The following is a 23,027-nucleotide window of genomic DNA, read 5'->3' on the forward strand; positions in this document are numbered from 1 at the left end:
ATCAACCCCCTGTGCCCTCACGCCGCCTTGGGTTCGTCGGCGCAAAAAATGCACGCTGCGGCGGGCGCTGCAATGCCGCCGCTCTCCACCGCCCCATGGCTGCAGCAATGCTCCAGCCACGCGGCCACCAGTTTGTAGACCGACAGATTGGTGCGTGCGGTGGGGGCGCACAGGTAGTAGCCCAGCGGGCTTTGAAAACGCTCGCCCAGCGGCTCCACCAGTGACCCTGCCTGCAGCTCGTCTTCCACGAGGCAGGTCGGCACGATGCCCACGCCGAACCCTGACACCGCGGCGCGGATGATCAGCGAGTACAGGTTGAACCCGGGCCCGAAGCGGCTGCCGCTGGTGTCGCATTGGTTCGCCTCCATCCAGTCATGCCATGCCAGGGGCACCTCGATGTGCTGCAAGAGCGTGGCCTGCTGCAAATCGGCGGGCGTGCGCAGGGGCAGGGCGTCGCGCAGCTGCGGGCTGCAGACGATGCTCGTCTCCTTGCCGATCAGGTAGCGCGCATTGGCGCTGGGCCAGTTGCCGTAGCCATACTGGATCGCCGCGTCGAACTCGTACGGCACCGCAAAGTCGTGCGCGTGCTGGTAGCGCACGAAGTTCAGCGACACCTGGGGCAGCGTGCGCTTGAAGTGGCCCAGCCGCGGAAAGAGCCATTGCGCCGCGAACGTGGGCGGCACCGAAAGGTTCAGCGCGCCGCCGCTGCCGCCGTACGACATGAGCTGCGAGGTCGCCGACTCCAGCGCGGCCATCGCCGGCCGCGTGGCGTTGAGATAGGTGGCGCCCGCATCGGTCAGCTCCAGCCCGCTCGCCTTGCGGATGAACAGCTTCTGGCCCAGGTAGTCCTCCAGCGCGGCGATGTGGCGGCTGATGGCGCTTTGCGTCACGCACAGCTCCTTGGCGGCCATGGTGAAGGCCTGGTGCTTGGCCGCGGAGTGAAAGGCGTTCAACTCAGAGATGGTCGGGCACAGGCGGCGCATGTGGGGGTATGAGTACAGGTCATGGGATGGTGAGATTTTAGGTGTTGCAGTGGCACCCGGTTGGCCCGTTAAATGCAACCCGTGACGGCAGCGTGACAGATTCCTCCTTCGGGAAGTGATGCGATGCACCATTTTTGGGATGTTCGGCCCGCCCATGCAGACGGCCTGCAGGGCATGAGTATTTGAGAACCCCCCGTTTTGACCTCTTCATCGATTTCATGAACACCTTGTTGATAGAAAACAGCCGCGTGCTGGATGTCCATGGCCTGAGCTTGCGCGACGGTCTCTCGGTGCTGGTGCAGGACGGGCGCATTGCCGCCGTCGGTGCCGACGTGCAGGCGCCCGAGGGCACGCACCGCATCGACGCGCGCGGCATGACGCTCATGCCCGGCCTGATCGACTGCCACGTGCACGTCGTGGCCTCCTCGTTCAACCTGGGCAGCGTGGCGCGGATGCCCAACGTGTTCACCATGCTGCGCTCGCTGCCCATCATGAAGGGCATGCTCGCGCGCGGCTTCACCTCGGTGCGCGACGCGGGCGGCGGCGACTGGTCGCTGGCGGAGGCGGTGCGCACGGGCCTGGTGCAGGGCCCGCGCATCTTCCCCTCGGGCAAGGCGCTGTCGCAAACCGGCGGGCATGCGGACTTTCGCGAGCGCAACGACAACCTGGACGTGTGCTCGTGCGCGTACAAGCTGGGCAACATCGGCCGCGTGGTCGATGGCGTGGACGCCTGCCGCCTGGCGGTGCGCGAAGAGATCCTGAAGGGCGCCACGCAGATCAAGGTCATGGCCTCGGGCGGCGTGGCCTCGCCCAACGATCCGATCAACAACCTGGGCTATTCCGAGGCCGAGCTGCGCGCCATCGTCGAAGAGGCCACCAACGCCAACACCTACGTGATGGCCCACGCCTACACGCCCCGCGCCATCGCCCGCGCCGTGCGCTGCGGCGTGCGCACCATCGAACACGGCAACCTGGTCGACGCCCCCACGGCCGAGCTGATGGCCGAACTGGGTGCCTTCATGGTGCCCACGCTCATCACCTACGAAGGCCTGGCCAACGAGGGCGAGCGCTACGGCCTGCCGGCCGTGTCCATCGCCAAGATCGACTCGGTGCGCGGCCAGGGCAAGGCGGCCATCGAAATCCTGGCCAAGGCCGGCGTGAAAATGGGCCTGGGCAGCGACCTGCTGGCCGAGACGCACTACCTGCAGGCCGACGAGTTGCGCCTGCGTGCCGACGTGCTGGGCAACGGCCCGGTGCTGCAGCAGGCCACGCTGATCGGCGCCGAGATCCTGGGCCAGCAAGGCCAGCTGGGCGAAGTCACGACGGGCGCCATCGCCGACCTGCTGCTGGTCGATGGCAACCCGCTCACCGACATCACCTGCCTGCTGAACCAGGGCGAGCACATCCGCGCGATCGTCAAGGACGGCGCGTTCGCCAAGAACACCCTGTGACCCCGACCCCTCCACATTCCCCCCTGACCTGACCTGACCTGACCTGACCGGAGAACACCATGCAACGTAGAAATTTCGTCAAGCTCGGCGGCGCAGCAGCCGCCCTGCAGTGCCTTCCCTCCATCGGCTTCAGCCAGCAGGGCGAGGTCTTCCGCATCGGCTCGCTCACGCCCATCACCGGCGCGGGCAGCCCGTACGGCCCGGGCATGCAGCAGGCCATCCGCCTCGCGGTGGACGAGGTCAACGCCGCCGGTGGCGCGGGCGGCCGCAAGCTCGAACTCTTCACCGAAGACGACCAGACCAAGCCCGACGCCGCCGTGCTGGCCGCCAAGAAGCTGATCGAAGTGAACAAGGTGCAGGCTGTGCTGGGCACCTGGGCCTCGGGCGTGACGCTGGCAGTGATGCCGCTGACCGATGCGGCCGGCATCATCCAGATGAACGTCTCGGGTGCGCCCGCCATCTCCACGCAGGACACCAAGGACCTGGTGTGGCGCTTTCAGGCCACCAACGACCGCTTCGGTGCGGCCTTTGCCGAGATCTGCGCCAAGCGCGGCTTCAAACGCCCGGCCACCATGGCGTTCAACAACGCCTCGGGCCTGGGCAATGTCGAAGGCTTCACCAAGGTGTGGGAAAAGCGCGGCGGCAAGGTGGCCGCACACGTCACCTACGAGCCCAGCCGCCCCAGCTACCGCAGCGAGCTGCAGAAGATCCTGGCGGCCAAGCCCGATGTGATCGTGATGGGCTCGTACCTGCCCGACACCACCATCATCCTGCGCGAATGGTTCCAGTCCGGTGCCGACAACAAGTGGATCATCCCCGGCTGGGCGGCCAACCCCGACCTGGTCAAGGCCCTGGGCCCCGAAGTGTGCGAAGGCATCATTTCGGTGGAGACGGTCTCCAACGAAAAGAGCACCTCGTACGCGCAGTTCGATGCCGCCTTCACCAAGGCCACGGGCAAGGCCGCGTCCACCAACATCTATGCCGCCATGGCGTACGACATGGTGATCTCGCTGGCCCTGGCCATGGAAGCCGCGGGCCCCAAGGCCACGGTGGAGCAGGTCAACGCCAAGCTGCGCGAGGTGTCCAACGCCCCGGGCACCGCCGTGTACTCGTTCGCCGAAGGCAAGGCCCAGCTGGGCAAGAAGGCGAAGGTCAACTACGAAGGCGCGTCCAGCAAGCTCGACTTCGACAAGTTCGGCGACGCCACCCCCGACTTCGGTGTGTTCATCATCGAAAAGGGCCAGCTGGTGCGCCGCGACGTGGTGTCCATCGCCGCGTGACGGCCCTCATCCCCCTGTTCGTCCCCGGCGGCTGCGGTCGTCGCGGCAAAGGGGGCTTTCTGGCAACGCAAGGGTAAGAACGAGAGCAAGAACGAGATGACGCAATGACCTGGATCGATTTCACAAACCTCTTGATCAACGGATGGATCGAAGGCCTGGTGGTGGCGCTGCCCGCGCTGGCCATGACCCTGGTGATGGGCGTCAACCGCTTTCCCAATGCCGCCACCGGCGACTTCCTGACGACCGGCGCGTACGCCGCGGTGGCCGTGCAGATGCTGGGCGGCCTGCCGCTGTGGCTGGCGGCCATTGCCAGCGTGGCCATCACCGCGGTGGTGTCGGCCGGGTCGTACCAGCTGATCTTTCGCAAGCTGGTGGGGCGGCCCATGGTCGCGTCGATGCTCGCGGCCATCGGGCTCGGGTTTTTGCTGCGCAGCCTGATCTCGTTCTTTGCCGGGCACGACCAGCGCACCTTCGACATGCCGCTGGTGCGCGCGTGGAACTTCGGCGGCATCCGCATCCTGCCCACCGACCTGCTCATCGCCGCCATCGCCGCGGTGTGCCTGCTGGTGGTGTTCGTGCTCATCTACCGCACGAGCTTCGGCCGCCAGCTGCGCGCCGTGTCCGACAGTGCCGACCTGGCGCGCGCCAGCGGCATCCGCGCAGGCGGGCTCATGCTGAGCCTGTGGCTGCTGGTGGGCGCGCTGTCGTCCATCGGCGGGGTGCTGCTGGGCATGAAGGCCGTGGTCACGCCCGAGATGGGCTGGGAGAGCCTGATCCCCGCCTTCGCCGCCATGGTGCTGGGCGGCATCGGCAGCCCGCTGGGTGCGGTGCTGGGCGCGCTGCTGCTGTGCATGGTGCAAGAGCTGTCGGTGCCGCTGCTGGGGCCGTCGTACAAGCTGGTGCTGTCGTTCGTGGTGCTGGCGCTGGTGCTGCTGCTGCGCCCCGCCGGCATCATGGGCCGCGTGCAACTGGTGCGCTAAGGGGACGGACCATGATCGCTTATCTCTGTGCCATCGGCATCATCGCCCTCATCTACTGCCTGCTCGCGCTGGGGCTGAACCTGCAGTTCGGCCTTACGCGGCTGGTCAACTTCGGCGTCGTGGCGTTCTTCGCCGTGGGCGCCTACACGTCGGGGCTGCTGTCGCTGCAGGGCGTGCCGCTGGTGGTGTGCTTCATCGCGGCGGGCGTGCTGTCGGGCCTGCTCGCGCTGCCCATCGGCCTGCTGTCGCTCAGGCTGCGCGACGACTACCTGGCCATCGTGACGCTGGGTTTTTCGGAAGCCGTGCGCATCACCATCCAGCAGGAAAGCTGGCTCACGAACGGCGTGCAGGGCCTGCCGGGCCTGCCCAAGCTGTTTGCCCATCTGGCCAGCGGCATGTCCGACGTGGCGATCTTCACCGTGCTGGCGGTGATCGTGGGCCTGGTGTGCTGGGGCACGGTGCGGCTCACGCGCAGCCCGTTCGGCCGGCTGCTCAAAGCCATCGGCGACGACGAGGCGGCGCTGTCGGCCCTGGGCAAGGACCCGGCCTGGTTCAAGGTGCAGGTGTTCATGGTGGGCGCGGCGCTGGCCGGCGTGGCGGGCGCGTTCTACGCGCACTTCATCACCTTCATCACGCCGGAGCAGTTCATTCCGCTCATCACCTTCTATGTGTGGATGGGGCTGGTCATGGGAGGCTCGGGCTCGGTGCGCGGCGCCATGTTCGGCTCGCTGCTGCTGATGGTGTTCCTGGAAGGCTCGCGCTTTGCCAAGGACTGGGTGCCGGGCGTGTCCGAAGTGGGCATGGCCAGCCTGCGCCTGGCCGCGGTGGGCCTGGCGCTGATCCTGGTGACGCTGTACCGGCCGAACGGCCTTTTTGGAGGGCCTTCGAAATGACACTCCTCAACGTAGAGGCCGTGACGCGGCTGTTCGGCGGCTTCAAGGCGGTGGACGATGTCTCGCTGCAACTGGCCGACCGCGAGATTCTGGGCATTGCCGGCACCAACGGCGCGGGCAAAAGCACCTTGTTCGCCGCCATCGCGGGCCAGCAGCCTGCCGACGCCGGCCGCATCACCTTCGACGGGCAGGACATCACCCGCGTGCCGCCGTACCGCCGCGCCCGCCTGGGCCTGGTGCGCACCTTCCAGATCCCGCGCGAGTTCAAGAGCCTCACCGTGCACGAGAACCTGCTGGCCGCGGCCGCCAACCCGCAGGGAGAGCGGCTGGTCAACGCCTTCTTTCAGACGCGCCGCCTGCGCGAGCACGAGCAGCAACTGGCCGCCAAGGCCGACGGCATCCTGAAATTTTTGAACCTGGCCCGCGTGCGCGACGTGCAGGCGGGCGGCTTGTCGGGCGGGCAGAAGAAGCTGGTGGAGCTGGGCCGCGTGCTCATGCTGGACCCGCGCTGCATCCTGCTGGACGAACCCTTCGCCGGGGTCAACCCGGTGCTGATCGAAGAAATCTGCGACCGCGTGCGCGAGCTGCATGGCCAGGGCATCGCGTTCATCGTGATCGAGCACCACCTGCAGGCGCTGAAAGCGCTGTCCAACCGCATGATCGTGATGGACCGCGGGCGCATCCTGGCCGAGGGCGATCCGCACACGGTGCTGGACGATCCCCGCGTGCAGGAAGCCTACATGGGAGGGGTGGTATGAGCGAGGCGAACAACAAAACCAATAAGACCAATCTGCTGCAGATCGAGCAGCTGCGCGGCGGCTACTCGGACGTGGACATCATCCACGGCATCGACCTGGCCGTGGCGCCGGGGCAGATCGTCACCATCGCGGGCACCAACGGGGCCGGCAAGTCCACGCTGGTCAAGGCGCTGCTGGGCCTGTTGCCGCGGGTCACGGGCAGCATCCATCTGGATGGCCGCGACATCACGACGCTGTCGGCCGAAGACCGGTTCGACGCGGGCCTGGCCTACGTGCCGCAGGTGGCCAACGTGTTCCCGTCGCTCACCGTGCGCGACAACCTGCTGGTGGTGCGCCGCGTGCCGCACGTCAAGCGCCGCATGGACGAGGTGCTGGCCGACTTCCCGGCGCTGGTGGAGCGCCTGTCGCAACCGGCCAGCGACCTGTCGGGCGGCGAGCGCCAGCAACTGGCCTTCGCCCGTGCGCTGATGCCTTCGCCGCGCATCATGGTGCTGGACGAGCCCACTGCGGCGCTCGCGCCATCGCTGGTCGGCAAGGTGTTCGACATGGTGCGAAAGCTCCCCGCCGCGGGCGTGGCGGTGCTGATGGTGGAGCAGCGCGCGCGCCAGGCGCTCACCATCAGCCAGCAGGGCTACATCCTGGACCAGGGCCGCTGCGTGCTGGACGGCCCCGCGCAGGGCCTGCTGGAGGACCAGCGCATGGCGCAGCTCTACCTGGGCAACCACTGACCGGATGTCGGCCAGTGGAGCGTTTGCTACTGATTTGATAGCTGCTGGCGCCTGTCTATCAAGCGGTAGCAGCACTTTGGGGCCTTAGCGCAGCACCAGCACCGGGATGTGCGAGTGCGTCAGCACGTGCTGCGTCTCGCTGCCCAGCAGCAGGCGCTTGAGGCCCTTGCGGCCGTGCGACGCCATGACGATCAGGTGGCACTTGTGCTTCTTGGCGGCCGAGATCACGGCTTCGGCCACCAGGTCTGACTTGGCGACCACGGCCTTCACCGTGACGCCCTGGGCGCCGCCCTCGGCCTTCACCTTGTCCACCATGGCCTGGGCTTCGGCCGCCCACTGCGCCTCGATGCGCTGGGCATCGTTCAGGTCCACCGACATGCCGCCTTCGAAATAGCTGCGCGGGTAGCGCGGCACCACCTTCAGCGCCACCACCGTGGCGCCCGACAGGGCCGCCAGCGCCAGGCCGTGGTTGACTGCCTTGTCCGACAGCGGCGAGCCGTCTGTGGGGATCAGGATACGCTTGTACATGGTGTGCTCCTTGAAGTGACGCCATCAGCTTAAGACCGATCATGTTCCGCGACTTGATCCAGGTCAATGTGGCGTGTGGGGCAGGGCGATAGCCTTGAACCATGTCAATGTTTCAAGCCGACGCCCCGGTTCTGCCGCCCGCGGATGCCCCTGCCGCCGCGCAGGCCCTGCTGCTGGACGACCCGCAGGAGTGGTCGGCCTTCGGTCGGCCGCTCACGCCGACCGGCAGCATCCCGCAGGACCCTGCCACCTGCGGCTGGGACTCGCAGGTGGTGCTCGAAGGCATGCACTGCGCGGCCTGCGCCCTGACCATCGAAGACGCCCTGCGCGCCGTGCCCGGCGTGCAGCAGGCCGACGTGAGTGCGGCCACCCGCCGGGCGCGCGTGGTCTGGCACCCCGGGCAGGTACTGCCCTCGCAGTGGATGGCGGCGGTGCACCGGGCCGGCTACCGCGCCATGCCCGCCATGGACGCCCTGGCCCGCGAGCAGCGCCAGCGCGAGAGCCGCCGCGCGCTGTGGCGCTGGCTGGTGGCCGGCTTTTGCATGATGCAGGTGATGATGTACGCATGGCCCGCGTACGTGGCGCAGCCGGGCGACTTGACGCTCGAGATGGAGCAGCTGCTGCGCTGGGCGTCGTGGGTGATCACGCTGCCCATGGTGGTGTTCTCGTGCGGGCCCTTCTTTGCCAGCGCCCTGCGCGACGTGCGCCTGCGCCGCGTGAGCATGGACCTGCCGGTGGCCCTGGGCATGGCCATCACCTTCGTGGTCAGCACGGCGGGCACGTTCGAGCCCACGGGCCTCTTCGGCCGCGAGGTGTACTACGACTCGCTGACCATGTTCGTGTTCTTTTTGCTCACCGGGCGCTGGCTGGAGCTGCGCCTGCGCGACCGCACCGCGGGCGCGCTGGAGGCGGTGATGAACCGGCTGCCCGACAGCGTGGAGCGTCGCGGAGCAGAGGGTAATTTCACCCGCGTGGCCACGCGCCGCCTGGTGCCCGGCGACACCATCCGCGTATTGCCGGGCGAGGCTTTTCCGGCCGATGGCCGCATCACGCGCGGCAACACGCAGGCCGACGAGGCCCTGCTCACCGGCGAGTCCACGCCCGTGGCGCGCCCGCTGGGCAGCACGGTCACCGCGGGCAGCTACAACCTGCAGTCGCCGGTGCAAGTGCTGGTGCAGGGCACCGGCGCCCAGACGCGCTTTGCGCAGATCGTCGCGCTGATGGAAAGCGCCTCGCTGCAAAAGCCGCGCCTGGCTCAGCTGGCAGACCGCATCGCCCGGCCGTTTCTCGTCGCCGTGCTATTGGCTGCCGCGCTGGCGGTGGCGTGGTGGTGGCCGTACGACCCCGGCCATGCGCTGATGGTGGGCGTGGCCGTGCTCATCGTGACCTGCCCCTGCGCGCTGTCGCTGGCCACGCCGGTCGCCATGCTCACCGCCGCGGGCACGCTGGCGCGCCACGGCGTGCTGGTGCGCAACCTGCAGGGGCTGGAGGCGCTGGCGGCGGTGGACACCATCGTGTTCGACAAGACCGGCACGCTCACGCGCGACGGCATGGCGCTGTCGGCCACGCGCACGTCCGGCGACATGGCGGCCGGCGAGGCGCTGGCGCTTGCCGCCGCCCTGGCAGTGCAGTCGGTGCACCCCGCATCGCGTGCGCTGGTGGCGGCCGCCGCCCGCATGCCGACAAGCACCCTGCAATGGGCCGTGACGGACCTGCAGGAGGACGCGGGCCTCGGCCTCACCGCCACAGTGCAGCGCGTAGGGGCCGGGCAGGCCGCACGCCGCCTGCGCCTGGGCTCGGCCCTGCATGCGGGCATGGCGAGCGAGGGCGATGGCAACGGGCTGCAGGTGGTGCTGTCACAGCAGGGGGCGGACGGGGCGCTGCGCGAGCTGGCACGTTTCGATCTTTCCGAGGACCTGCGCAGCGAGGCCGCACCGGTGGTGCGCGCCCTGGAGCAGGCGGGCGTGGCCGTGCAGTTGCTGTCGGGTGACCGCGGTGGCGCGGTGCAGCGCGTGGCCGCGCAGGCCGGCATCGCGCAGGCCCAGGGTGAGTGCACGCCCCAGGGCAAGCTGGCCGCGCTGCAGGCATTGCAGGCGCAGGGCCGCCACGTGGCCATGGTGGGCGACGGGCTCAACGACGGCCCGGTGCTCGCGGGCGCCCACGCCTCGTTGGCATTTGGCCGCGCCGTGCCGCTCGCGCAGTCGCGCGCCGACTTCGTGGTGCTGGGCGACAGCCTGGCGCTGGTGCCGCAGACGGTGCTGTTGGCGCGCCGCACCCTGCGCGTGGTGCGCCAGAACCTGTGGTGGGCCGCGCTCTACAACGCGCTGTGCGTGCCCCTGGCCGTGGCGGGCTGGATGCCCGCGTGGCTGGCGGGGCTGGGCATGGCGCTGAGCTCGCTGCTGGTGGTGCTCAACGCGTCGCGCCTGGCGCGCGAGCTGCCGGCGCTGGGCGGGGCCGACCACGCCGCGCCGCTGGCGCAGGGCCCGGTCGCAACGCCCGTGCCAACCCACCCCCTGGAGCCTGCCTGATGGACATCCTGTACCTGCTGATCCCGTTGTCCGTCGTGCTGGTGCTGATGGTGCTGGCGGGGCTGTGGTGGGCCGTGCACCACGGCCAGTTCGAGAGCGTCGAACAAGAAGGCGAGCGGATTCTCCGGGACGATTGACTTGTGTCAATGCGCCCCGCTGCCGACTGCAAGAAACTCAGATCGCAATACAAAGAGGTGCCCGATGGATTCTCCAAAAACAGTGGCTGCACACTACAACGACACGGTGGTGCGGCAGTTCTCGATCATGGCCGTGGTCTGGGGGGTGGTTGGCATGCTGGTGGGCGTGGTCATCGCCGCCCAGCTGGCCTGGCCCGAGCTCAACTTCGGCATTCCCTGGCTCAGCTACGGGCGCCTGCGCCCGCTGCACACCAACGCGGTGATCTTCGCGTTCGGCGGCTGCGCGCTGTTCGCCACCAGCTACTACGTCGTGCAGCGCACGAGCCAGGTCCGCCTGTTCGCCGGGCCGCTGGCGGCCTTCACCTTCTGGGGGTGGCAGCTGGTCATCGTAGCCGCGGCCATCAGCCTGCCGATGGGCTACACGTCCGGCAAAGAATACGCCGAACTCGAATGGCCCATCGACATCCTGATCACGCTGGTGTGGGTGTCGTATGCCATCGTCTTCTTCGGCACCATCGGCGTGCGCAAGGTCAAGCACATCTACGTGGCCAACTGGTTCTTCGGCGCGTTCATCCTGGCCGTGGCACTGCTGCACGTGGTCAACAGCGCGGCCATTCCGGTCAGCTTCATGAAGAGCTACTCGGCCTACGCCGGCGTGCAGGACGCGATGGTGCAGTGGTGGTACGGGCACAACGCGGTGGGCTTCTTCCTCACGGCGGGCTTCCTCGGAATGATGTATTACTTCATTCCCAAGCAGGCCGGCCGTCCGGTGTACAGCTATCGCCTGTCCATCGTGCACTTCTGGGCACTGATCTTCACCTACATGTGGGCCGGCCCCCACCACCTGCACTACACCGCGCTGCCGGACTGGACCCAATCGGTGGGCATGGTGTTCTCGCTGATCCTGCTGGCCCCCAGCTGGGGCGGGATGATCAACGGCGTGATGACGCTGTCGGGCGCCTGGCACAAGCTGCGCGACGACCCCATCCTGCGCTTTCTGATCGTGTCGCTGTCGTTCTACGGCATGTCCACGTTCGAGGGGCCGATGATGTCCATCAAGACCGTCAACGCGCTCTCCCACTACACCGACTGGACCATCGGCCACGTGCACTCCGGCGCGTTGGGCTGGGTGGGGCTGATCTCGATGGGCTCGCTGTACTACCTGGTGCCGCGCCTGTTCGGCCGCGACAAGATGCACTCCATCAAGGCGATCGAGCTGCACTTCTGGATGGCCACCATCGGCATCGTGCTGTACATCGCCGCGATGTGGATCGCCGGCGTGATGCAGGGCCTGATGTGGCGCGCCATCAACCCTGACGGCACGCTCACCTACACCTTCGTCGAGAGCGTCAAGGCGACCTATCCCTTCTACGTGATCCGCGTAGCCGGCGGCCTGCTGTACCTGGGCGGCATGGTGGTGATGGCCTGGAACGTCTGGATGACCGCCATCTCCGGCCGTTCGGTCAAGGTGACCATCCCTGCCGTGACCGCGGCGCACGCCTGAGCCGAAGGAGTCCATTCATGTCCAACAACAACACCAACCCTTCGACCGGCTTCTCCCACGAGAAGATCGAGACCAACAACTTCCTGATGATCGTGCTGATCCTGCTCGTGATCGCCATCGGCGGCATGGTGGAGATCGTGCCGCTGTTCTTCCAGAAGTCCACCACAGAGGCCGTCAAGGGCGTGGAGCCCTACACCGCCACGCAACTGGTGGGGCGCGACATCTACATCCGCGAGGGTTGCTACAACTGCCACTCGCAGATGATCCGCCCCTTCCGCGCCGAGACGCTGCGCTACGGCCACTATTCGGTGGCGGGCGAGTTCGTGTACGACCACCCCTTCCAGTGGGGCAGCAAGCGTACCGGCCCTGACCTGCACCGCGTGGGCGGCAAGTACAGCGACGAATGGCACCGCATCCACCTGAACAACCCGCGCGACGTGGTGCCCGAGTCGAACATGCCTGCCTACCCCTGGCTGGAAAAGAACGCTGTGGACCCCGCCGGCGTGGCGCCCCGCATGAAGGCCCTGCGCACCGTGGGCGTGCCCTATACCGACGAGCAGATCCAGGCCGCGGCCGAAGACGTCAAGGGCAAGACCGAGCTGGACGCCCTCATCGCCTACCTGCAGGTCATGGGCCGCGCGCTCAAGTAAGCAACACAGAACCTTAGGAGATCCGCCATGGACATCACCACCATGCGCATCGTCGCCACCCTGGCATCGATGGTTTGCTTCATCGGTATCTGGGTCTGGGCGTACATGGGCCGCAACAAGTCCCGGTTCGACGAGGCCGCACAGCTGCCGTTCGAACAAGATTGACTTTCACCAGAACGAGAACACCCCATGAGTGACTTCACCAGCAATTTCTGGTCGGTCTTTGTGACCACGCTGACCCTGGTCGGCATCGTCGCCTGCGGCATCCTGCTGTGGATGGCGGGCCGCAAGAAGGTCGTGGCCACCGCCGACAACACCACCGGCCACGTCTGGGACGAGGACCTGGTCGAGATGAACAACCCCCTGCCGCGCTGGTGGGTGTGGCTGTTCGTCATCACCATCGTGTTCGGCCTGGCCTACCTGGCCGCCTACCCGGGCCTGGGCAGCTTCAACGGCAAGTTGAACTGGACGCAGAAGGGCGAGTACGAGGCCGAGATGGCCAAGGCCAAGGCCGCGCTCGACCCGCTGTACGCCCGCTTTGCATCCATGAAGCCCGAGGACGTGGCCAAGGACCCGCAGGCCCAGGCCATCGGCGAGCGCCTGTTCATGAACAACTGCGCCCAGTGCCACGGCTCCGACGCACGCGGCAGCAAGGGCTTTCCGAACCTGGCCGATGCCGACTGGCTGCACGGCGGCACGCCCGAGAAGATCCGCGAGACCATCACGCAGGGCCGCATCGGCACCATGCCCCCGATGGCTGCCGCCGTGGGCACGCCCGAGGACGTGCGCAACCTGTCGCACTACGTGCTGAGCCTGTCGGGCAGCCCGCACGACTCGCTGCGTGCATCGCTGGGCAAGTCCAAGTTCGGTGCCTGCGCGGCCTGCCACGGCATGGATGGCAAGGGCAACCAGGCCCTGGGTGCGCCCAACCTGACCGATGACATCTGGCTGCACGGCTGGGGCGAAGCCGCCATCACCGCCATGATCAACAACGGCAAGACCAACCAGATGCCCGCGCAGGCGGACAAGCTGACCGAAGCGCAGATCGGCGTGCTGTCGGCCTATGTGTGGAGCCTGTCGGGCAAGCAGGTGGCGGCGGCCAGGTAGGCCCGGGCACCTGACCACGCCGGGCGGCGCGACAGCCAGCGCCGCCCTGCGGTCCGCACCGCGCATCCCTCCCGCCAGCCAGGGCCTCACCGTTTCAAAAGCCAGCACCACGAGCCACACCATGAAGCCACCCAGCGGGCCTGCCCGCAAGGTCATCCCCATCGCGCCGGTCGCGGCCGATGCGTCGTCGTCCCAGGGCGAGATCGTCTCGCTGTACGAGGCGCAAAAGAAGATCTACCCCCGCTCCATCAGCGGCGTGTTCGCGCGCTGGCGCTGGGCCATGGTGTTCCTCACGCAGCTCGTGTTCTACGGGCTGCCATGGTTCGAGTGGGGGCAGCGCCAGATGGTGCTGTTCGACCTGGGTGCGCGGCGCTTTTACATCTTCGGCCTGGTACTGTACCCGCAGGACTTCATCTACCTCACGGGCCTGCTCATCATCTCGGCGATGTCGCTGTTCCTGTTCACCGCAGTGGCGGGGCGGCTGTGGTGCGGCTTTGCGTGCCCGCAGACGGTCTACACCGAGATGTTCATGTGGATCGAGCACAGGATCGAGGGGGACCGCAGCGCGCGGCTGCGGCTGGACAAGGGGCCGTGGACGGCAGAGAAGGCGGTGAAGAAGTCGCTCAAGCAGCTGGCGTGGATGTCGGTGGCGCTGTGGACGGGTTTTACCTTCGTGGGCTACTTCGTGCCCATCCGCACGCTGGGCAGCGAGCTGCTGGCTTTCTCGGGCGGGTGGCAGATGTTCTGGGTGCTGTTCTACGGCGTTGCCACCTACGGCAACGCGGGCTACATGCGCGAGCAGGTCTGCAAGTACATGTGCCCCTATGCGCGCTTTCAGAGCGCGATGTTCGACAAGGACACGCTGGTGGTGAGCTACGACCCCGAGCGGGGCGAGCAGCGCGGCCCGCGCAAGAAGGACATCGACTACAAGGCCCAGGGCCTGGGCGACTGCATCGACTGCTCGCTGTGCGTGCAGGTCTGCCCCGTGGGCATCGACATCCGCAACGGGCTGCAGTACGAGTGCATCGGCTGCGGGCTGTGCGTGGACGCCTGCAACACCGTGATGGACAAGATGCAGTACCCGCGCGGGCTCATCCGCTATTCCACGCAGAACGGCGTGGCGAACCGGTGGAGCCAGTCGCAGATGCTGCGCCGGGTGCTGCGCCCGCGCGTGCTGATCTACACCGCGATCCTGGCAGCGCTGTGTCTTGCCATGCTGGCCAGCCTGGTCACGCGCACACCGCTGAAGGTGGATGTGGTGCGCGACCGTGCGGCCTTGTCACGCATCGTGGCCGGGGGCAAGCTCGAGAACATCTACCGCCTGCAGATCATGAATGCGACCGAGGGGCCGCAGCGCTACCGCATCGCCGCCCGCGGGCTGACCGCGCTCGAAGTGGCCTCGGAGGCCGAGGTGGACATCGGTGCCGCGGAATCCCGCTGGGTGGCGGTGCGGCTGCAGATTCCGTACGGATCGGCCGCGCCGGGCTCGCACGCGGTGCAGTTTGACGTGCAGGCGGTGGACCGAGCCGCCCATGTGACCGAGAAATCCGTTTTCCTGGTGCCGCGCTGAGGCGCTGCACCGCCCGAGAAGATTTGCAAGGAGTACTGACATGCCATCGAATCCCGCCATCGGCCGCAACGGCCCAGCCATCTCTGCCAGTTCCACAGGTCCGGGCGCCGCGCCCGCCGCCGCCCCGTGGTGGAAGTTCGGCCACGTCTGGCTGGTCATCGCCGGGCCCGCCATCGTGATCGTGGCCGGCTTCGTCACGCTGTGGCTGGCCATCTCGCGCCCCGACCCGGTGGTGGCGGAGGACTACTACCGCCAGGGTATCGAGATCAACAAGACGCTGGAAAACCCATCCAAGAGCCTGGCGCCCGCGGTCAAGGGCCGCAACCACGCCGCCACGCCGGTGCAGGACCAGCCGCGTTGAGTCGCCCACCGGCTGACCGGCTGCGACGACGACAACAACAACACCGGCGAGCACCGGCGGCCCCTGCGGTACCGCCGTGCCCGCTCGCCCCGCGAAGGAGACTGCAAGTATGTGGACGCAACGCCTGATGTGGATTGCCTGGCCCGCCTTTTTGATGGCCGGCGTGATGGAGATGCTGGTCTTTGCCCTGGTCGATCCGCACGACCTGCACTGGTTCGGCCAGCCCCTGGCACTGTCGCGCGAGGGGGTCTATACCCTCGCGTTCTTCGCGTTCTGGGCCGTCACGATGGCATCGAGCGCGCTGACCACGCTGCTGGCGATGTCGCCGTTCGAGCTGAACCGCTGCCCCGTGCCGCCGGGGGAGCGCCCTGACGATTGCCGCAAGACATCGTGCTCCTGATGTGCCGAGGTGTGCCGAGCCAGCGTGTGGTGAAAACGGCGTTTTGAAAACGACAGCGCCGGCTCGAAGCCGGCGCCGAAGTCCTGGCCTGTGGTGGTGCTCAGTGGCAGGCTTGCTGGCTGTTCACGATGCGCTTGAGTGCGTCGGTATCGAGGATGCGCACATGGCGCTGCTTGACCTCGACGATGCCTTCTTCGACGAACTTGGAGAACGTGCGGCTCACGGTCTCGAGCTTGAGGCCCAGGTAGCTGCCGATCTCTTCGCGCGTCATCCGTAGCACCAGCTCGGACTGCGAGAAGCCCCGTGCGTGCAGGCGCTGCACCAGGTTCAGCAGGAATGCGGCCAGCCGCTCTTCGGCGCGCATGCTGCCCAACAGCAGCATCACGCCATGCTCGCGCACGATCTCGCGGCTCATGATCTTGTGCACGTGGTGCTGCAGCGCCGTGACCTCGCGCGAGAGTTCTTCGATGCGGTCGAATGGCATCACGCAGACTTCGGCGTCTTCCAGCGCCACGGCATCGCAGGTGTGCTGGTCGTTCACGATGCCGTCGAGGCCGATGATCTCCCCGGCCATCTGGAAACCGGTGACCTGGTCGCGGCCGTCTTCGGTCGCCACGCAGGTCTTGAAGAAGCCGGTGCGGATGGCATACAGCGAGGTGAAGGTCTCGCCGTTGCGGAACAGCGTGGTGCCGCGCTTGACCTTGCGGCGGGTGGCCACGACCTCGTCGATGCGCTGCAACTGCTCATCGCTCAGGCCGACAGGCATGCACAGCTCCCGCAGATTGCAGTTGGAGCAGGCGACTTTCATGGTGAGCGGGTTCATAGGTACAGCTGGTTGGGGTTCGGGCGTTGCACCCCGTGGTGGCGAGGCTTCGCTGCGGACCGGGGGTGGGCGACTGACATGCATCAAATTGTCGCTGGTCGGCTGGTGACATCACTTGACGTAGATCAAGGACGCGAGGAACAGCTTACGGCACAGTGGCAACGTACGCAAGGATGCTTCCAATGACTGCTGTTTCGCCCGAGCTGCTGCGCCGCTTCGATGTGCCAGGGCCCCGCTATACCTCCTACCCCACGGCCGACCGCTTCGTCGAGGCCTTCGGGCAGGACGACTACGTGCTTGCGCTGGAGCAGCGCCGCGCGGGCACCGGGGCCAAGGCGCTGCCGCTGTCCCTGTACGTGCACATTCCGTTTTGCGAATCGCTGTGCTACTACTGTGCGTGCAACAAGATCATCACCAAGCACCATGACCGCGCCGATGTCTACCTGCGCTACCTGAGCCGCGAGATCGACCTGCACACCGCCCACTGCGGTACCGGGCAGGTGGTGAGCCAGCTGCACCTGGGCGGGGGTTCGCCCACGTTCCTGTCCGACGACGGGCTGCGCGAGCTCATGGCCATGCTCAAGCGCAGCTTCACGCTCGCGCCGGGCGGCGAGTACTCGATCGAGGTGGACCCGCGCACGGTGGATGCCAGTCGCCTGGCGGTGCTGGCCGAGCTGGGCTTCAACCGGCTGAGCTTCGGCGTGCAGGACTTCGACCCCGAGGTGCAGAAGGCCGTGCACCGCATCCAGCCCGCGGAGCAGGTGTTCTCGCTGGTGGAGTCGGCGCGCGCGCTGGGCTTCGAGTCGATCAACGTCGACCTCATCTACGGCCTGCCGCGCCAGACGCCCGAGTCGTTCGACCGCACGCTGGCCCAGGTGGTGCAACTGCGGCCCGACCGCATTGCGCTGTATGCCTACGCGCACCTGCCCGAGCGCTTCAAGCCGCAGCGCCGCATCGTCCCGGCCGAGCTGCCCATGGGCGGGGCCAAGGTGTCGATGCTGTCGCGCTCGCTCGATGCCTTCATGGCCGCAGGCTACGTGTACGTGGGCATGGACCACTTTGCGCTGCCCGACGACGCGCTGGCCGTGGCCAAGCGCCAGGGCCGGCTGCACCGCAACTTCCAGGGCTACAGCACCCAGCCCGACTGCGACCTCATTGGCCTCGGGGTATCCGCCATCGGCCGGGTGGGTGCCACCTACAGCCAGAACGCGAAGACCCTGGACGAGTACTACGACTTCTTGAACCAGGGCCGGCTGCCCGTGGTGCGCGGCCTGGCGCTGACGCGCGACGACCTGGTGCGCCGCGCCGTGATCATGGCGCTGATGTGCCAGGGCGAGCTGCTGTTCGAGCCGCTGGAGCAGGCGTGGCTCGTCGACTTTCGGCGTTACTTCGCGGCCGAGATCGAACAGTTGGAGGAGATGGCGGACCAGGGGCTGGTGCAGATCCGCCAGGACGGCATCGCGGTGACCGCCATGGGCTGGTTCTTCGTGCGCGGCATCGCGATGGTGTTCGACCGCTATCTGCAGGCCGACCGCAACCGGGCGCGGTTCTCGCGCATCATCTGATGCCCGGCCTCACCGCCCGCGCCCACGGGGTGCCTTCAGGCGCTTGCCCACCATGCTGCTCACGGTAGCTTCGACCGCTCTGCTCATGGGCCTTGCCGGCGGGTCCCATTGCCTGGCCATGTGTGCGGCGCCCTGTGGGGCGCTGGTGGGGCAGGGGGGCGGGCCTGCGGCGGGTGCCGTGGCGCAGCCGGTGCGGTGGTTGCCGCGCGGCGGCGTGGTGCAGCGCACGGCGGCGTTTCACGCGGGCCGGCTGGCGGGCTATGCCCTGGCAGGCGCCCTCGCGGCCCTGGCCATGGACAGCCTGGCATGGCTGACCCAGCACACCATGGCGCTGCGCCCCGCCTGGACCCTGGCGCATGTGGCGGTGATGGCCTGGGGCCTGATGCTCATGGTGCAGGCACGCCAGCCGCAGTGGGTGGAGCAGGCGGGCCGGGCGGTGTGGGCGCGTGTGCGCCCGCTGGTCCAGGCCCCGGGGGGCGTGCTGCTGGCGGGTTTCCTGTGGGCGCTGATGCCCTGCGGGCTGCTGTATTCGGCCTTGCTGGTGGCCGCGCTCAGTGGCGGTCCGGTGCAAGGGGCGCTGGCCATGGCGCTTTTTGGCGTGGGCAGCGGCCTCTGGCTGGCCGCCGGCCCCTGGGCATGGGGCCGGCTCCGGGCGCGGCTCCGTACCTGGCGCGCCGATGGGGGCACGCGGGTGGCCGGCGGCCTGCTCTGCGCGGTGGCCGGCTGGGCGCTCTGGATGGATCTGGTCTACAAGCCGTCCCTCTGGTGCCGGTAGCCAGTCGTGAAAAGTGCTGCGGGGTCAGGTGCCGCGGGGGAGCGGTGCGGCAGCCGGCCCCCCACGGCGGCCCGTGCGGGTAATCACTGCACTGTAGCGGCAGGGCGTGCGGCATGAAGTGTTGTGGTGTCGCGTCTGCGCGGCAGCAACGAATTGATCACGCAGGCTTAGGGCGATAATCTGTGTAACTATTGGTGGCATTCACGTCTCCATGTTTCGCGCCCTTGAAGTGAACTCTTCCATCCTCATCGACATCAGCCAACTGCGGGTCGGCATGTACATCCAGCTCGATGTGGGCTGGATGCACCATCCGTTTCCGGTCAGCAGTTTTCGCGTGGCGTCGATCGAGCAGATCGCCACCTTGCGCGAGCTCGGCCTGACCGAGGTGCGCTACGTTCCCAAGAAGAGCGACCCCGACCAGCGCGAGCTGGTGCCTGCGGCCTGGCGCGTGCCCGAAATGCCCGCGCCCGCCGCCCCCGGGGTGGACGCGGCGGGCGGCACCCCCGCGGCCGACCCCGAGGCGCTGCGCAGGCGGGCATTGCTGGAGGCGCAAAACCGCGCCCTGGCCGCCTGCGACCAGCGCTTTGGCGAGGCCACGCGCCAGTACCAGGCCATGGAGCGCGTGGTGTCCGAACACCCGGACCAGGCGCGCACCAAGGGCGATGCGCTGGTGTCGGGCTGCGTGTCCGAGCTGCTGGAAAACGGCGACTCGGTGATCCGGCTGCTGTCCGAGGGCGTGGGCGAGCGCAATGCCCTGCACCCCATCAACGTCATGGTCATCTCGTTGCTGCTGGGCCGCGCCCTGGGCATGAAGAGCGTGGAGCTGCACGACCTGGGCGTCGCGGCGCTGATCCATGACATGGGCAAGCTCAAGCTGCCGCCCAACCTGCGGCAGGTCACGCCGTCGATGATCCCGATGGAACGCTCGCGCTACGAGACCCATGTGGGTGAGTCGGTGGCATTCGCCATGCGCATGGGCTTTCCGGACACGGTGCTCACCGCCGTGGCGCGGCACCATGAAATGGTCGACGGCAGCGGGTTCCCGCTGCGCCTGTCGGGCCCGGACCTCGGGCGCGCCAGCCAGGTGCTGGCCCTGGTCAACCGCTACGACCGCATGTGCAACCCCGCCAACGGCGTGGATGCACTCACGCCGCACGAGGCGCTGTCGGTCATCTTCGCGCAGCTCAAGTCCAAGTTCGACTCCGTCGTGCTGGGGGCCTTCATCCGCATGATGGGCGTGTACCCGCCGGGGTCCATCGTGCAGCTGGTCAACGACCGGTATGCCATCGTCGCGTCGGTCAACTCGTCGCGCCCGCTGCGGCCCAAGGTCATCGTGCACGACTCGCGCATTCCCAAGGAAGAGGCGCCGATTCTGGACCTGGAAACCGTGCCGGAGCTGGGCATCCGCCGCAGCCTCAAGCCAGCGCAGTTGCCGCGCGATGCGCTGGACTACCTGTCTCCACGCCAGCGCATCTGCTACTTTTTTGAGCGAGCGGTCAACCCCGGCCCCGAAGAGGCCGGCGCGTGACGGTCGTGCAATCCCACGGCTGGCTCGACGGCTTGCAGGAGGCCGTGTGGCTGGTCGATGAATCCAGCCTGCTGATCCTGCGCGCCAATGCCGCCGCCGAACGGCTGGCGGGTGCGCCCGTGGCGTCCATGGTGGGCACCTCGGTGCTCGGCCTGGCATCGACGCCGCAGGACGTCGCTTTCTGGGGCGAGCCCGCCCAGGTGGTGGCCGATGGCATCCATTCGCACACCAGCCTTTTGCGGGCCGACGGCAGCCTGGTGCCCGTGAACCGGCAGGTGAGCCGCGTGCCGAACGGGCCCGATGGCGGCACGATCTTCATGGTGACCATGCTGGACCGCAGCATCCAGGCGGCCACCGAGCGCGAGCTGGAGACCCTGCTGTCCGAGCTGCGGGCCACGCTCGACTCGGCCGCCGACGGCATGCTGGTGTGCAATCTGCACGGCCAGGTGCGTGCGTTCAACCAGCGCCTGGCGCAGCTGTGGGGCATCCCGCGGGAGTTGCTGCTGGAGCGCGACGATGCCGCGGTCTACGCGCACATGGCCGCCCAGGTGCAGGACGCCGCGGCGTACACCGACCGCATGGCCGCCATTGCCCGCGAGCCCATGCAGGAGAGCACCGACATCCTCACGCTGAAAAGCGGCGTGGTGCTGGAGCTGCGCTCGGTGCCGCAGTTCAGCCAGGGCCGTCCGGTGGGCCGGGTGTATTCGTACCGCGACATCACCCGCCAGACCGAGATCCAGGCCAGCCTGCGCCTGGCGGCGCGGGTGTTCGAGTCCAGCCTGGACGCGATCTTCATCGCCGACAGCCAGCACCGCGTGCTGCGCATGAACCCGGGGTGCGAGCGCCTGGTCGGGCCGTCGGCCAAGTCCTTCGAAGGCTGCATGGCGTCGTCGCTGTTCGGCGGCGGCGCCGATATCGCCTTCATGGAACAGGTGCTGGAGGGCTGGGCGCGCGACGGCTTCTGGGAGGGCGAGCTGTGGCTGCCCCGTGACAGCGGCGCGTACTGCGCGGTGCAGCTGTCGTGGGTGGCGCTGCGCGACGACGAAGGCCGCCTGGTGCAGAGCATCGGCTTCATGCGCGACTTGACGCTGCAGCACGCCGCGCAAAAGCGCATCGAAGAGCTGGCCTACAGCGACGTGCTGACCGGGCTGCCCAACCGCCTGCTGCTGTCGCAGCGCGTGGACACGGCCATCCAGGGCGCGCGCCAGAGCGACACCGGCTTTGCCATCCTGTTCCTGGACCTGGACCGTTTCAAGATCATCAACGACTCGCTGGGCCACCCGTTCGGCGACCGGGTGCTGCAACTGGTGGCCGAGCGCCTGCAGGCCTGCCTGCGCCAGACGGACATGCTGTGCCGGCTGGGCGGCGACGAGTTCGTGATCTACCTGCACGGCGGCGACGCGGTGGTGGCCGAGAGCGTGGCCCGCCGCATCCTGGACGACATGCTCAAGCCCTTCATGCTCGACGGCATGGGCTTTTCGATCCAGTGCAGCATCGGCATGGCGCTGTACCCGCAGGACGGCACCACGCTCGACGAGCTCATCAAGCAGGCGGACACGGCCATGTACCGCGTCAAGGAGCGCGGCCGGGGCAGCTACGGCTTCTACCAGCCGCAGATGAACGCCAACCTCCTCTCGCGCATGCAGATGGAGCACGCGATGCGCCAGGCCCTGGGGCAGGACCGCATGGCCGTGCACTACCAGCCGCAGGTCAACATGGCCACCGGCCGCATCACCGGCGCCGAGGCGCTGATCCGCTGGACGGACCCCGAATTCGGCGCGGTGTCGCCCGGGCAGTTCATTCCGCTGGCCGAGGAGTCGGGCTACATCGTGACGCTGGGCGCCTGGGTCATGGAGCAGGCTGTGCGCGAGGCCGCGCAGTGGATGCACAGCGGCATGCCCATCGTGATCTCGGTGAACGTGTCGGCGCTGGAGTTCCGCCAGCCCGACTTCGTGGACCGTATCACGCGCCTGCTGGCCGTGCACCAGCTGCCGCCCACGCTGCTGGAGCTGGAGCTGACCGAAACCATCTTGCTGCAGGACGCGCTGGAGATGGAGCAGCGCCTGCGTGTGCTGGCGGGCCTGGGCATCGGCCTGGCCATCGACGATTTCGGCACGGGGTATTCGAGCCTGGCGTACCTCAAGAAGCTGCCGATCAGCAAGCTCAAGATCGACCAGTCCTTCGTGCGCGGCCTGCCCGACGACGATGGCGACCGGGCCATCGTGAGCGCCATCATCAGCATGGGCCGTGCGCTGCACATCGAGGTGGTGGCCGAGGGGGTGGAGACCGAAACCCAGCAGGCCGTGCTGCTGCAGATGCAGTGCGACCATTACCAGGGGTTTCTGTGCGCACCGGGCCTGCCCGCGCCGGAGTTTCGCGCCATGCTGGGCAAGCCGCTGCCGCTCAAGGCGCAGGGCCGGCGCGACGGGTTGCAGATCTGAGCATCGGCGTGGGAGCGCAGAGTGTGCGCGGGGCGGC

The 23,027-nt window shown here is 67.9% G+C and carries 22 protein-coding genes; 19 read left to right on the top strand and 3 right to left on the bottom strand.

The features are described from left to right. Positions 1–17: 17 nt before the first annotated feature. Complete coding sequence (locus tag ACSQ3D_RS05980; protein WP_436126239.1) at positions 18–953, bottom strand: LysR substrate-binding domain-containing protein; 936 nt, start codon at positions 951–953, stop codon at positions 18–20. Positions 954–1,201: 248 nt separating this feature from the next. On the opposite strand from ACSQ3D_RS05980, the gene ACSQ3D_RS05985 reads away from it, so the two are divergent. The 6 genes from ACSQ3D_RS05985 (at position 1,202) to ACSQ3D_RS06010 (ending at position 7,073) form a co-directional block, all read left to right on the top strand. Continuing rightward, positions 1,202–2,434 (top strand): amidohydrolase family protein, encoded by a 1,233-nt coding sequence (locus tag ACSQ3D_RS05985; protein WP_436126240.1) that lies wholly within the window; start codon positions 1,202–1,204, stop codon positions 2,432–2,434. A gap of 59 nt (positions 2,435–2,493) precedes the next feature. Then, positions 2,494–3,714: an ABC transporter substrate-binding protein gene (locus tag ACSQ3D_RS05990; RefSeq protein WP_056169635.1), complete on the top strand. Its 1,221-nt coding sequence runs from the start codon at positions 2,494–2,496 to the stop codon at positions 3,712–3,714. Between the two features lie 104 nt (positions 3,715–3,818). After that, positions 3,819–4,694 carry a branched-chain amino acid ABC transporter permease gene (locus ACSQ3D_RS05995; RefSeq protein WP_436126241.1) on the top strand — a complete coding sequence of 292 codons (876 nt, stop codon included), beginning with the start codon at positions 3,819–3,821 and terminating at the stop codon, positions 4,692–4,694. 11 nt (positions 4,695–4,705) lie between these two features. Beyond that, positions 4,706–5,587, top strand: coding sequence for a branched-chain amino acid ABC transporter permease (locus ACSQ3D_RS06000; protein WP_436126242.1), 882 nt, complete (start codon positions 4,706–4,708; stop codon positions 5,585–5,587). Then, the gene (locus ACSQ3D_RS06005) at positions 5,584–6,345 is read left to right on the top strand and encodes an ABC transporter ATP-binding protein (protein WP_056169626.1); all 762 of its coding nucleotides are present in this window, start codon (positions 5,584–5,586) and stop codon (positions 6,343–6,345) included. The genes ACSQ3D_RS06000 and ACSQ3D_RS06005 overlap by 4 nt, the downstream gene beginning before the upstream one ends. Then, a complete protein-coding gene (locus ACSQ3D_RS06010; protein WP_396504395.1) occupies positions 6,342–7,073 on the top strand; it encodes an ABC transporter ATP-binding protein in 732 nt (243 codons plus the stop codon). Before ACSQ3D_RS06005 ends, ACSQ3D_RS06010 begins: the two co-directional genes overlap by 4 nt. Positions 7,074–7,157: 84 nt before the next feature. Here the strand turns inward: ACSQ3D_RS06010 and ACSQ3D_RS06015 are convergent, their stop codons facing one another. Next, on the bottom strand, positions 7,158–7,601 hold the full coding sequence (locus tag ACSQ3D_RS06015) for a universal stress protein (RefSeq protein ID WP_436126243.1): 444 nt from the start codon (positions 7,599–7,601) through the stop codon (positions 7,158–7,160). A 107-nt stretch (positions 7,602–7,708) separates the two neighbouring features. Here ACSQ3D_RS06015 and ACSQ3D_RS06020 point away from each other — a divergent pair, with 107 nt between their 5' ends. From ACSQ3D_RS06020 to ACSQ3D_RS06060, 9 genes are all read left to right on the top strand, one after another. Further along, positions 7,709–10,129 (top strand): heavy metal translocating P-type ATPase, encoded by a 2,421-nt coding sequence (locus ACSQ3D_RS06020; protein ID WP_436126721.1) that lies wholly within the window; start codon positions 7,709–7,711, stop codon positions 10,127–10,129. Then, complete coding sequence (gene ccoS / locus ACSQ3D_RS06025; RefSeq protein WP_056169616.1) at positions 10,129–10,266, top strand: cbb3-type cytochrome oxidase assembly protein CcoS; 138 nt, start codon at positions 10,129–10,131, stop codon at positions 10,264–10,266. The genes ACSQ3D_RS06020 and ccoS overlap by 1 nt, the downstream gene beginning before the upstream one ends. 64 nt (positions 10,267–10,330) lie before the next feature. Next, the gene (gene ccoN, locus ACSQ3D_RS06030) at positions 10,331–11,770 is read left to right on the top strand and encodes a cytochrome-c oxidase, cbb3-type subunit I (RefSeq protein WP_056169613.1); all 1,440 of its coding nucleotides are present in this window, start codon (positions 10,331–10,333) and stop codon (positions 11,768–11,770) included. Between the two features lie 17 nt (positions 11,771–11,787). Beyond that, entirely contained in the window at positions 11,788–12,420 is a 633-nt protein-coding gene (gene ccoO, locus ACSQ3D_RS06035; protein ID WP_056169612.1) for a cytochrome-c oxidase, cbb3-type subunit II, read from the top strand. Between the two features lie 27 nt (positions 12,421–12,447). Continuing rightward, positions 12,448–12,585 carry a CcoQ/FixQ family Cbb3-type cytochrome c oxidase assembly chaperone gene (locus tag ACSQ3D_RS06040; protein WP_056169607.1) on the top strand — a complete coding sequence of 46 codons (138 nt, stop codon included), beginning with the start codon at positions 12,448–12,450 and terminating at the stop codon, positions 12,583–12,585. Between the two features lie 24 nt (positions 12,586–12,609). After that, positions 12,610–13,527: a cytochrome-c oxidase, cbb3-type subunit III gene (gene ccoP / locus ACSQ3D_RS06045; protein WP_436126244.1), complete on the top strand. Its 918-nt coding sequence runs from the start codon at positions 12,610–12,612 to the stop codon at positions 13,525–13,527. A 121-nt stretch (positions 13,528–13,648) separates the two neighbouring features. Beyond that, complete coding sequence (gene ccoG, locus ACSQ3D_RS06050) at positions 13,649–15,097, top strand: cytochrome c oxidase accessory protein CcoG (protein ID WP_436126245.1); 1,449 nt, start codon at positions 13,649–13,651, stop codon at positions 15,095–15,097. A 40-nt stretch (positions 15,098–15,137) separates the two neighbouring features. Beyond that, positions 15,138–15,458, top strand: coding sequence for a FixH family protein (locus ACSQ3D_RS06055; RefSeq protein ID WP_056418568.1), 321 nt, complete (start codon positions 15,138–15,140; stop codon positions 15,456–15,458). Between the two features lie 109 nt (positions 15,459–15,567). After that, a complete protein-coding gene (locus ACSQ3D_RS06060) occupies positions 15,568–15,858 on the top strand; it encodes a hypothetical protein (RefSeq protein WP_056169595.1) in 291 nt (96 codons plus the stop codon). A 100-nt stretch (positions 15,859–15,958) separates the two neighbouring features. On the opposite strand, the gene fnr is transcribed toward ACSQ3D_RS06060, so the two are convergent. Continuing rightward, positions 15,959–16,681, bottom strand: a complete 723-nt coding sequence (fnr, locus tag ACSQ3D_RS06065) for a fumarate/nitrate reduction transcriptional regulator Fnr (protein ID WP_056169593.1) — start codon at positions 16,679–16,681, stop codon at positions 15,959–15,961. Between the two features lie 182 nt (positions 16,682–16,863). Here fnr and hemN point away from each other — a divergent pair, with 182 nt between their 5' ends. The 4 genes from hemN to ACSQ3D_RS06085 all read left to right on the top strand — a co-directional run bounded on the left by hemN (position 16,864) and on the right by ACSQ3D_RS06085 (position 22,990). Next, positions 16,864–18,246, top strand: a complete 1,383-nt coding sequence (gene hemN / locus ACSQ3D_RS06070; RefSeq protein ID WP_396504399.1) for an oxygen-independent coproporphyrinogen III oxidase — start codon at positions 16,864–16,866, stop codon at positions 18,244–18,246. 52 nt (positions 18,247–18,298) lie between these two features. Next, a complete protein-coding gene (locus ACSQ3D_RS06075) occupies positions 18,299–19,021 on the top strand; it encodes a sulfite exporter TauE/SafE family protein (RefSeq protein ID WP_056169586.1) in 723 nt (240 codons plus the stop codon). A 211-nt stretch (positions 19,022–19,232) separates the two neighbouring features. Continuing rightward, a complete protein-coding gene (locus ACSQ3D_RS06080; RefSeq protein ID WP_056169582.1) occupies positions 19,233–20,549 on the top strand; it encodes an HD-GYP domain-containing protein in 1,317 nt (438 codons plus the stop codon). After that, a complete protein-coding gene (locus ACSQ3D_RS06085) occupies positions 20,546–22,990 on the top strand; it encodes an EAL domain-containing protein (protein WP_436126246.1) in 2,445 nt (814 codons plus the stop codon). The genes ACSQ3D_RS06080 and ACSQ3D_RS06085 overlap by 4 nt, the downstream gene beginning before the upstream one ends. Positions 22,991–23,027: the final 37 nt, after the last annotated feature.

This window comes from Acidovorax sp. LjRoot117 (assembly GCF_964252695.1).
Lineage (GTDB): Bacteria > Pseudomonadota > Gammaproteobacteria > Burkholderiales > Burkholderiaceae_C > Acidovorax.